The sequence below is a fragment of the Bradyrhizobium iriomotense genome, from assembly GCF_018129405.1.
In the GTDB taxonomy this organism is placed as follows: Bacteria; Pseudomonadota; Alphaproteobacteria; order Rhizobiales; family Xanthobacteraceae; genus Bradyrhizobium; species Bradyrhizobium iriomotense_B.
The window spans coordinates 72,899-84,074 of sequence record NZ_JAFCLP010000026.1 but is presented as its reverse complement, the minus strand read 5'-3'; the positions used below and the strand labels follow the sequence as shown (position 1 = coordinate 84,074).

Below are 11,176 nucleotides of genomic sequence, written 5' to 3'. Positions count from 1 at the left end.
GTCATGATCAGAGGCCTCACCCAGTTCCACGCCATCAAGCATGGTTGGAGCCTCCGAAATGTGTGAATCTCGTAGCCCACAAGGGGAGAGGGAAAGAGCGCACTGCATCAAGGCTGCGTCCAACATATTAGCCGCTGGCGCCACTCCGCGGCTCACTCGCGCATTGTAGCATTGCGGCGGCGTGACTTGTGTCATCACGCCGATCCGGCGCAAGTTGTATCCGACACCCATGACGATTGCTTCGCCTGCGCCACCGGCCGCCAGTCCGGCCAGCTGGCTCAACAACCAGCCTTATCTGCTGCTCAGCCTGAGCTCGTTGTTCTGGGCCGGCAACATCGTGCTCGCGCGCCATGTCGGCGCGCATGTGCCGCCGCTGACGATGACCACGATCCGCTGGTTCGGCGTGTTCCTGATCCTGCTGCCGTTCGCCTGGTCGCATCTGAAGCGCGACTGGCCCGCCTTGCGCAGGAGCCTGCCGCTGATGCTGTTCCTGTCGCTGGTGGGCTTCGCCTTCAACAACGCGATCTCGTACTGGGCGATGCAATACACCGAGGCGCTGAATGCGCTGCTGATCCAGTCGGCAGGTCCGCTGTTCGTGGCGCTGTGGTCGCTGGTGCTGTTCGGCGTGCGGCTGACCGGCGGACAGCTCGCCGGCATCGCGATCTCGCTGCTCGGCGTGCTGATCATCATCCTGCGCGGCGATCTCGCGGCGCTTGCGGGCATCAGCTTCAACCGGGGCGATCTCATGTTCGCCTCCTCGCTGATCGCGTTCGGCCTCTACTCCGCCTACATCCCGCGCCGGCCCAAGATCCACCAACTGTCTTTTCTGTCCTTCACCACCTGCTGCGGCGCGATGATGCTGCTGCCCACCGCGATCTGGGAAGCAATGAGCGGCCGCGTCCTGCATTTCGATACGCTGACGCTGGCAACGCTCGGCTACATCCTGATCTTTCCGTCGACGCTGGCCTATCTGTTCTTCAACCGCGGCGTCGCGCTGATCGGCCCGAACCGGGCCGCACCGTTCTTCCATCTGGTGCCGGTGTTCGGCTCGGCGATGGCGATCCTGCTGCTCGGCGAAAAGCTGCAGCCCTTTCACCTGATCGGCTACGCCCTGGTGCTCGCCGGCGTCGTGATCGCCTCGCGCCAGGGCCCGGCGGCGAAGTAATTCCGTCACGCGGGCGACAAACTCCCGCCTTCCGATTTCAGCGAAGAGAAGCTAGGTTCCCCGCCAACGAAAAAAGAGGGAACGACCAGACATGCTTTCAGCGTTGACCCGAAACCTGCGCACCATCGGCGCGGCCGCGCTCTGCCTCGCCGCCGCATCCACCGCGCAGGCCGACAATTACCCTAGCCGCAGCATCACGCTGGTGCTGCCGTTCGCGGCCGGAAGCGGCACCGACACCACGACGCGGCTCATCTCGCAGCATCTGTCGCAGGCGCTCGGCGTCGGCATCGTGATCGAGAACAAGGCCGGCGCCAACGGCATGCTCGCGGCGACCTATGTCGCGCGCGCCGCACCCGACGGCTACACGCTGCTGGTGACGACCAACACCACGCATTCGGCCAATCCCTATCTGCTCAAGAGCCTGACTTACGATCCGGTCAAGGATTTCACCCCGATCGCCCGCACCGGCGACCTGCCCTTCATGCTGGTCGTTCACCCCGAGGTCCCCGCCAAGACCGTCGGCGAGCTCGTCGCCTACGGCAAGGCCAATCCGGGCAAGCTGAGCTACGCCTCGGGCTCGTCCTCGGCGATCGTGTCGGGTGCGACCTTCGCGCACAATGCCGGGCTCGACCTCTTGCACGTGCCCTACAAGAGCTCGCCGCCGGCGCTCAACGACGTCATGGGCGGGCGCGTCTCGATGATGTTCGTGGACATCCTGACCGGCCTGCCGCACGTCAACGGCAACGCGCTGCGCGCGCTCGCCGTCACCACCAAGGACCGCTCGCCGCTGGTGCCGAACCTGCCCTCGATGCAGGAAGCGGGCGTGCCCGATTTCGACATCTCGTCATGGCAGGGCTATTTCGGTCCCGCCGGCATGCCGAAGGAGATCGTGACGCGGCTCAACGCCGAGATCCGCAAGATCGTCGAGAAGCCGGAGATCAAGGCCCAACTCGCCACGCTTGGCATGGACGCCTTCTCCGGCACGCCGGAAGAGCTCGGCAAATTCGTGAACGAGCAGCTGGTGCTGTGGGAACGGCTGATCCGGGACGCGGGGATCGAGAAGCAGTGAAAGCAGGATGGAAAGCTCTTGAGGCGACGCGCAAGCGCCTCATATGGCGTCACTCCGCTCGCTTGGCCATATGCCCTTGCGCACCCGCGACGCAGGGGTCGGGCCAGGCGTCGAGAAGATCTGCTCGACTTCGCGGCGCATCGTATCGTGGCATTCGCAGGCCGCGGCCGCGAGCCGCAGCCGGTCGACCTCGATTTGACCCCGTCGCTCGGATCTAATCGCTCCGGACGCACGCAGATTGCGCATCAGCAGCGTCACCGTCGTACGTCGGACACCGAGTATCTGCGACAATGCCTCCTGCGTGAGGGGGAGAACGTCATGATCGAGGCGGTCGCGAAGGTGGAGCAGCCAACGCACCATGCGGGCCTGGACCGGATGCAGCGCATTGCAGGCCAGCCCGAACTGAAACTGGACCAGCATCGCCTTAACGTGAGTCTGGACCGCGTGGCGGATCGCGGGGCTCTGATTGAAGGCGGCGTGAAAGCGTGTCGCGGGCATCCGCGAGGCGGTGCCCGCCGCACGAACGACGGCGGTAATCGCCGAAGGCGACGATCCCAGCACGGAGAGACTCCCCACAGCCCCCTCGCGCCCGACCGCTGCGGTGGCAACCGTCTGCCCGTTCGCCATATCGATCATCAACGAGATGGCCCCGCTATGGGGGAAGATGACGTGGTCGACCCGATCACCCGCTCGCGACAGCACCGCGTCCTGATCGAGCGTGACCACCTCAAGCTCGGGCGCGAGTAGATCAAAGTCCGCCGGCGGCAGTGAGACCAAAAGGCGATTGCGAACTGCGCCGGAATGAATCACTGCGGCCGACTCGCTGGGAGGCATCCAGCGCCTTCGCCATTCGAGGCAGCGCGGAACGGCGGCCCTATCATTTGCTTGAAACTACCTTCTGTACGCACAACAACCTGCAATTCACCCAGAGTCGCTTCTGCCCTCATCGTCGGCCTCGCGATACGCGCGCGAGCAATGCCGAACTCGATTTGGATGCAAGCGCGCGCGACAAGAAACAATTGCAAAATGCGTATGGGTAACACCGTAGTGCGGCGCAGAAGTTCCAATTTCCAGCATGCGGCAAAAGCTGCTGTCATCCCGAAAGGGAATCGAATTGGCGCGCGGCACATCGTAATCGTTCGACAATGCACGCAAGCGGGCATCGAGAAACAGTGAGAGTCACAGGACGCCGTCATCGCCCGCCTTGTGCGCAATAGCGCGCTGGGGCGGGCGATCCAGTATTCAGACAGCGAGGCTAGAGCCGAGAGGCCGCGGCGTACTGGATGCCCCGCCCCCCGTGCGCAATTGCGCACTAAAGCGCGATGAGATTGCGATGAATCGTCATCGCGCTTTAGGTTATTGTTTGAGCATGATCTTTTCGGAAAACCGCTGCGCACTTTTCCGGATCATGCTCTAGGCGGGGCATGACAGACGACAAACTCAAAAAAAAGGTGGGCACGACGCTTTCGCGTCTTTGCCCACCCTACGAATTCAGCGCAAGAATTTACGCCGCCCGCACCTTGGCGAGGAAGCCGTCCACCGCGTTGCGCAACGCGCCGGATTGGCTGTCCAGCTCGCGTGCGTTGGTGAGCACGTCGCTCGCCGCCGTGCCGGTTGCTTCCGCGGCCGAGGTGACGCTGCCGATATTGGCGTTGATCTCGCTCGAGCCAGCGGCGACCGACTGGATGTTGCGGGCGATCTCGCGCGTCGCCTCGCCCTGCTGCTCGATCGAGGCGGAAATGCCCGCCGTGATCTCGCTCATCTCGGCGATGGTCTGGGTGATGCCGCCGATGGCGGCGACAGCGTCGGTGGTCGAGGTCTGCATCGCCGCGACCTGGGCCGAGATCTCCTCGGTCGCCTTGGCGGTCTGGTTGGCGAGCGCCTTGACCTCGGAGGCGACGACGGCGAAGCCGCGACCGGACTCGCCGGCGCGCGCCGCCTCGATGGTGGCGTTGAGCGCCAGGAGATTGGTCTGCGCCGCGATCGAGTGAATGAGCTTGACCACCTCGCCGATCTTCTCGGCACCGGTGGAGAGCTCCTGCACCGTGGCGTTGGTGCGCTCGGCATCGCTGACGGCACGGCTCGCAACTTCGGTCGAGCGCGTCACCTGGCGGGAGATTTCCGCAACCGAGCTCGACAGCTCCTCGGCAGCCGCCGCAACGGTGCCGACATTGCCGGAGGCCTTTTGCGAGGCCGCGCCGACCGTTGCGGCACGCGAGGAGGCATCGCTCGCGGTCGCGGTCATCGATTGCGCCGTGGTCTGCATGCCGGCTGCGGCCGAGGAGACCGAGCGGACGATGCCGTTGACGCTGCGCTCGAAGTCGTTGGCGATCTCTTCCATGGCGCTGCGACGTTCCGCCGCGGCGCGCTCCTTCGCGTCCGACTCGGTCTTCTCGAGGTCGCGGATGCGGACCGCGTTGTCCTTGAAGATCTGGACGGTGGCGGCCATCGCGCCGACCTCGTCGCCGCGGCCGACGCCGGGAATGTCGCCCTCGAGCTTGCCGTCGGCGAGATCCTTCATGCGCATGCCGAGCAGCGCCAGCGGACGGCTGATGCTGCGACCGATCATCCAGGCGACGCTGCCGGCAACGATGACGATGCCGAGCATGGCAAAGCCGAGCAGCCAGTAGACCGGGCCCATCTTCTCGTCGATGTCCTCGAGATAGGCACCCGTGCCGAGATACATCTCGAAGCCGGGGACGGCGACCGCATAGCCGAGCTTGCGGATGGGCTTGTCCTGGCCGGGCTTCATATATTCATAGAACAGCAGGGTGTCGCCGTTGGCCTTGACCCCGTCCATGATCTCGCGCGACAGCTTGCGTCCATTCGTCTCCACGTCCATGCGGTTCTGGCCGATCACCTTCGGATCGGGCGCAAGCTGCGTGATGCCGTCATAGGTGGTGCCGAACAGATAGCCGGAGCCCTTGTCGTAAGTCATCGCGTTGCCGTAGCGGCGCAGGTCGGCAAACGCGGCGTCCTTGGTCATTTCGCCGGCATTGACCCGCTTCATCAGCGTCGCCGCATAGTTGCGGGCCAGCTCGACGATCGCCTTGGTCTGGTCGATGCGCGCATTCACCATCTCGCGCTTCATCAGATAACCGGCGAGAACTCCGGAGATGCAAAGGCCGAACAAGGTGACGCCGACAAGGATGCCAAGCTTGGGGGCGATCTTCAGATTGCTCAACTTCACGGGATAGCTCCGGCGAAAAAGGGATACGGGCACGCGAGTGAATCGATCGAAATTGAATCAACTTTTAGGGAGCGACCCTTAGCAAGTTACTTACGCGCCTCCGTAGAAGCCCCGAGAATGCCGGCGAAACCGGCAATATTCATCGCTCCAGACAACCGGCAATTGTACGCACCCGGCTCGATTTCGCGTAAAAGACGCAAAGGCCCGGGAGAAGGCCGGGTCACAACAAGAAACCAAATCGGGAGCAGGAAATGCCGAAATACAGGGTGGTGACGCCGAAGGGCGCGAGCTTCACGGTCGCAGGCAGCGATTATTCCTTCGAGCGCGAAGCGCTCGATCCGATCGATGCCGAGATCGTCGAGGCCCCCGCCAACGAGGCGGAATTCATCGCCGCCGCGAAGGATGCCGATGCCATCTATGCCAAGGGCATCCCGATCACCAAGACCATCATCGACAGCCTGCAGAGCTGCAAGGTCATCACGCTCGGCTCGGTCGGCGTCGACAGCGTCGACGTCAAGGCCGCCACTGCCCGCGGCATTCCCGTCACCAACATTCCCGACACCTTCATCGAGGAGGTCGCCGACCACGCCATGATGCTGCTGCTCGCCGGTTTCCGCCGACTGGTCGAGCAGGACCGCATGGTGCGCGACGGCCGCTGGGCCGAGGGCCGGCCGGCGCTGCTCAAGATACCGAGGCTGATGGGCCAGACGCTCGGCTTCATCTCGTTCGGCCGCGTCGCGCGCGCGGTTGCGAAGCGCGCCGCGCCCTTCGGCCTGCGCATGATGGCCTACGATCCCTTCATCCAGGAAACGCTGATGTACGACCACGGCGTCATCCCCGCGACGCTGAACGAGGTGCTGTCGCAGTCCGACTTCGTCTCGATGCATGCCCCCGCGCGGCCCGAGGTGCACCACATGCTGACCGAGAAGCACTTCCGGCAGATGAAGAAGGGCTCGATCTTCATCAACACCGGCCGCGGCGCCACGGTGGACGAGGAGAGCCTGATCAAGGCGCTGCAGGAAGGCTGGATCGCGCACGCCGCCCTCGACGTGCTGGAGAAGGAGCCGCCCTCGCACAACAATCCGCTGCTCGGCATGGAGAACGTGACGCTGAGCGCCCATGTCGCCTCGGCCTCGGCACGGTTCGACGAGGCGCGCAAGCGCCGCGTGGGCTACGAATTGTCACTGGTGCTTCAGGGCATGTGGCCGGTAAGCTGCGTCAATCCGTCGGTGCTGCAGAGCACCGCGCTCCGCCGCTGGCAGCCCGTCAGCATGGATCGCGGACCGAACAGCTAGGCGGCCGGCGCCAAACGCGCCGAAGAACGGAACGGCCCTTCACCGGCGATCAACGCCGGGAAGGGAACATATATAGGGAGGTACTGATGAGGAACGACATCACACGTCGTGATGCCTTGGCGCTGGGCCTGTCCGCTGCAACGCTCGCGGCCACCGGTGCTGCAGCGCAAACATCCAATATCAAAGCCGCCGACGTAGCGGCACCCAAGCGCGACATCGAGAAGGGCGCGTCCTTGCGCATGCTGCGCCCGGTGCGCTTCGTCCAGGCCGACGAGGACGTGTTCCGCGCCAACGCGGCAAAGTTCACCAAGGACACCGGGGTCGAGGTCAAGGTCGACTTCGTCGGCTGGGAAGACATCAACCAGCAGACCGCGGTGACCTCGAATTCCGGCGCCGGCCCCGACATCATCATCGGCTTCTCCGACGCGCCGCACATTTACATCGACAAGCTGATCGAGCTCACCGACGTCGCCGACTATCTCGGCAAAAAATACGGCGGCTGGCAGAACCTTGCGAAGGCCTATGGCAAGAAGGCCAAGAGCGACACCTGGATCGGGCTCCCGTTCGGGGCTACTGCCGGCCCTCTGATCTATCGCAAGTCGGTCCTCAAATCAGTCGGGTTCGACAAGGTACCGGAAGACCATGCCGGGTTCCTGGACCTCTGCAAGAAGCTGCACCAGGCCGGCAAGCCCGCGGGCTTTGCGCTGGGCAACGCCGTGGGCGACGGCAACGGCTTCGCGGACTGGATGATGTGGTCGCACAATGCCGCGCTGCTGGATGAGGAAGGCAATGTCACCATCAACAGCAAGGAAACCATCGCGGCGCTGAAGTACGTCAAGGAGCTCTATCCGACCTTCATCGCCGGCACGCCGTCCTGGAACGACGTCAGCAACAACCGCGCCTATTCCTCGCAGGAGATCTCGCTGACGGCCAACGGCGTCTCGCTGTACTTCTCGCTCAAGAACGACCCGGCGACTGCTTCCATCGCCGAAGACTCCGAGCATCAGTTGCTGCCGAAGGGTCTTGCGCCGAGGCCGCCGATGTCGGGACTGACGCTGAACGCCATGGTGTTCAAGCACAGCCCCTATCCCAACGCGGCCAAAGCCTTCCTGCAATTCATGCTGGAGAAGGACCAGTACGAGCCGTGGCTCAACGCCAACAGCGGTTACTGGTCGCAACCGCTCGCGGCCTATGCCGATGCAGCGGTGTGGAAGGGCGATCCCAAGGTCGCGATCTTCAAGAACACGATGAACAACACCTATTACGCCGGCTACAAGGGGCCAATCTCGACTGCCACCGGCGCTGTTCGCGCGGACTATGTGACGGTGCAAATGTTCGCCTCGGTCGCCACCGGGGCGGCGACGCCGGAGGCCGCGGCCGCGGAAGCCGAGCAGCGCTGCAAGCGGTACTTCCGGCGGCAGGGCCGTTGAGGAGCAAGCACGACGGACGTCATTGTGCCGAGCAATGACAAGCCGTCATTCCGGGATGGTGCGCAAGCACCAGACCCGGAATCTCGAGATTCTCAGGTGCGCAATTGCGCACCATAGTTCGATGCTGCGCATCGCCCCGGAATGACCTTGAAGCCCTGAAAAGACAAAGAGCCCGATGTCCGTAACCACTCTTTCAACGCACAGCGTCGTGGCCCGGCAGCCGAACTGGCTGGTGCGGCTGTTCGACTACAAGCCGTTCCTGATCGCGATGTGCCTTGCGCCGGCGCTCGGGCTGCTCGCGGTGTTCCTGACCTATCCGCTCGGCCTTGGCATCTGGCTCGCCTTCACCGACACCACGATCGGGCGGCGCGGCATCTTCGTCGGCCTCGAGAACTTCCAGTACCTGCTCACCGATCCCTTGTGGTGGAACGCGGTGTTCTACAGCGTGTTCTACACGGCGGTCGCGACGTTCGGGAAGTTCGCGCTCGGCTTCTGGCTCGCGCTATTGCTCAACAACCATTTCCCGTTCAAGAGCGTGCTGCGCGCCATCGTGCTGTTGCCCTGGATCGTGCCGACCGTGCTCTCGGCGCTGGCGTTCTGGTGGATCTACGATCCGCAATTCTCGATCATCTCGTACCTTTTGGTCGACGTGCTGCACTGGAGGTCGAGCAATATCGACTTCCTCGGCTCGCCCTGGCCGGCGCGGTTCTCGCTGATCGCAGCCAACATCTGGCGCGGCATTCCCTTCGTCGCGATCTCGCTGCTGGCGGGCCTGCAGACCATCTCGCCCTCGCTCTACGAGGCTGCGATGCTCGACGGCGCCAGCGCCTGGCAGCGCTTCCGCTACATCACCTTCCCGATGATGATGCCGATCCTCGCCATCGTCATGACGTTCTCGATCATCTTCACCTTCACCGACTTCCAGCTCGTCTACGCCATCACCCGCGGCGGGCCCGTGAACTCGACCCACCTGCTGGCAACGCTGGCGTTCCAGCGCGGCATCGCCGGCGGCGAGCTCGGCGAGGGCGCTGCGATCGCAGTGTCGATGATCCCGTTCCTGGTGTTCGCGACGCTGTTCTCCTATTTCGGCCTGGCGCGCCGCAAATGGCAGCAGGGAGAGGCCAATGACTGACACCGTCGCGCAAGGCTCCGCCGTCGCCAAAGCCGCACCCGACACCATGGCCTGGGATTCCGGGCTGCGGCGGTTGATGATGATCTACCTGCCGCTCGGCTGCTTCGTGCTGATCCTGCTGTTTCCGTTCTACTGGATGGCGATCACCTCGTTCAAGCCGAACGCGGAGCTGATGAACTACAAGGAGAACAACCCGTTCTGGATCTCCTCGCCGACGCTCGCCCACATCAAGCACCTGCTGTTCAACACCGCCTATCCGCACTGGCTGAAGACGACGATGCTAGTCGCGATCGGCTCGACCACGCTGTCGCTGATCGCGAGCACGCTGGCGGCCTACGCGATCGAACGCCTGCGCTTCCGCGGCAGTCCCTATGTCGGCCTCGGCATTTATCTGGCCTATCTCGTGCCACCGTCGATCCTGTTCATTCCGCTCGCCACCGTCGTGGTGCAGTTCGGCCTGTTCGACTCGCCGATTGCCCTGATCCTGGTCTATCCGACCTTCCTGGTGCCGTTCTGCACCTGGCTCCTGATCGGCTATTTCAAATCGATCCCCTACGAGCTCGAGGAATGCGCGCTGGTCGATGGCGCGACGCGGCTCCAGATCCTGCGCCGGATCACGCTGCCGCTGGCGGTGCCCGGCCTGATCTCGGCCGGCATCTTCTCCTTCACGCTGTCCTGGAACGAGTTCATCTACGCACTGGCTTTCATCCAGAGCGGCGCCAACAAGACCGTGCCGGTCGCGATCCTGACCGAGCTCGTCACCGGCGACGTCTACCAATGGGGTGCGCTGATGGCGGGCTCGCTGCTCGGCTCGCTGCCGGTCGCGATCTTCTACTCGCTGTTCGTGGATTACTACGTGTCGTCCCTGACCGGCGCGGTAAAGGAGTAGCAGAACTAAAGCGCGATGAGATTTGGATGAATCGTCATCGCGCTTCAGGTTGTTGTTTACGCATGATCTTTTCGGAAAACCGCTTCGCACTTTTCCGGATCATGCTTTAGGCCAGCCGGGCCTTGAGGCGCGGCGTGGCCCAATCCAGAAAGGCGCGGAGCTTGAGCGGCGCGGGCTTTCGCTCCGCATAGATGATATGGACGGGCCAGGGCTCCTGCTCGAATTCCTCCAGCATGAGGACGAGCTTGCCGGCACGCCGCGCAGCCTCCATCTTGTAGGACATCACCCGCGTGATGCCGGCACCTGCGACGGCAGCTTCGACCGCCGCCTCCGAATCGCTCACCGTCAATCTCGAGCGTATCGGCACCGTGACTTCGCCGCCGTCCTTGACGAACTTCCAGCTCTTCTGCGCCGCATGGCTGTCGACACCGATACAATCGTGCGACGCCAGATCGGAGGGCTCGTTCGGATGCCCCCGCTTCGCGAGGTAGCCGGGACTGGCACAGAGCACGAACCGGACCGAGCCGACCCGGGTCGCGATCAGGTTGCTGTCCGGCAGACTGCCGATTCGAATCGACACATCGATATTCTCGTCGACGGTGTTGACGATGCGGTCGGTGAGCACGAGCCGCAGCGCGATCTCGGGATAAGCCTCCATGAACTCGAGCGCGATCGGCAGAAGGTGCATGTGGCCCAGTCCCCACGGCGACGTGACCGCGAGATCGCCCCTCGGACTTCGGTACTCGCCGGAGACCTCCCGCTCGGCATCGTCCACCTGCTCGATGATCCGCTTGCAGGCCTCGATATAGAATCGTCCCGCGTCGGTCAGCGTCATCTGGCGCGATGATCTCTGAAACAGCTGGGCGTTCAGCCGCGCCTCCAGCTCGGCAACCGTTCGGCTGACTGTTGCGACCGGCATCCTGAGGCGCCGGGAGGCTGCCGAGAAGCTTCCTGTTTCATTGACGGCGATGATCACCGACATCGCCTCCAGCCGGTCCATCAGACG

The 11,176-nt window shown here is 63.7% G+C and carries 9 protein-coding genes; 6 read left to right on the top strand and 3 right to left on the bottom strand.

From position 1 onward, the window contains the following. Window positions 1-229: 229 nt before the first annotated feature. Together JQ592_RS34475 and JQ592_RS34470 are read left to right on the top strand one after the other, a co-directional pair. Complete coding sequence (locus JQ592_RS34475) at window positions 230-1,165, top strand: DMT family transporter (RefSeq protein ID WP_211407160.1); 936 nt, start codon at window positions 230-232, stop codon at window positions 1,163-1,165. 91 nt (window positions 1,166-1,256) lie between these two features. Further along, entirely contained in the window at window positions 1,257-2,234 is a 978-nt protein-coding gene (locus JQ592_RS34470) for a Bug family tripartite tricarboxylate transporter substrate binding protein (RefSeq protein WP_211407159.1), read from the top strand. A 39-nt stretch (window positions 2,235-2,273) separates the two neighbouring features. On the opposite strand, the gene JQ592_RS34465 is transcribed toward JQ592_RS34470, so the two are convergent. Next, complete coding sequence (locus tag JQ592_RS34465; RefSeq protein WP_211407158.1) at window positions 2,274-3,068, bottom strand: Crp/Fnr family transcriptional regulator; 795 nt, start codon at window positions 3,066-3,068, stop codon at window positions 2,274-2,276. Window positions 3,069-3,738: 670 nt separating this feature from the next. Next, complete coding sequence (locus JQ592_RS34460; protein WP_211407157.1) at window positions 3,739-5,424, bottom strand: methyl-accepting chemotaxis protein; 1,686 nt, start codon at window positions 5,422-5,424, stop codon at window positions 3,739-3,741. 251 nt (window positions 5,425-5,675) lie between these two features. On the opposite strand from JQ592_RS34460, the gene JQ592_RS34455 reads away from it, so the two are divergent. The 4 genes from JQ592_RS34455 (at window position 5,676) to JQ592_RS34440 (ending at window position 10,170) form a co-directional block, all read left to right on the top strand. Next, window positions 5,676-6,719, top strand: a complete 1,044-nt coding sequence (locus tag JQ592_RS34455; RefSeq protein ID WP_211407156.1) for a C-terminal binding protein — start codon at window positions 5,676-5,678, stop codon at window positions 6,717-6,719. Between the two features lie 86 nt (window positions 6,720-6,805). Further along, complete coding sequence (locus JQ592_RS34450) at window positions 6,806-8,149, top strand: ABC transporter substrate-binding protein (RefSeq protein ID WP_211407155.1); 1,344 nt, start codon at window positions 6,806-6,808, stop codon at window positions 8,147-8,149. A gap of 175 nt (window positions 8,150-8,324) precedes the next feature. After that, entirely contained in the window at window positions 8,325-9,281 is a 957-nt protein-coding gene (locus JQ592_RS34445) for a carbohydrate ABC transporter permease (RefSeq protein ID WP_211407154.1), read from the top strand. Continuing rightward, window positions 9,274-10,170 carry a carbohydrate ABC transporter permease gene (locus JQ592_RS34440; RefSeq protein ID WP_211407153.1) on the top strand — a complete coding sequence of 299 codons (897 nt, stop codon included), beginning with the start codon at window positions 9,274-9,276 and terminating at the stop codon, window positions 10,168-10,170. The genes JQ592_RS34445 and JQ592_RS34440 overlap by 8 nt, the downstream gene beginning before the upstream one ends. Window positions 10,171-10,276: 106 nt before the next feature. Here the strand turns inward: JQ592_RS34440 and JQ592_RS34435 are convergent, their stop codons facing one another. After that, the gene (locus tag JQ592_RS34435) at window positions 10,277-11,170 is read right to left on the bottom strand and encodes a LysR family transcriptional regulator (protein WP_211407152.1); all 894 of its coding nucleotides are present in this window, start codon (window positions 11,168-11,170) and stop codon (window positions 10,277-10,279) included. Between the last annotated feature and the right edge of the window lie 6 nt (window positions 11,171-11,176).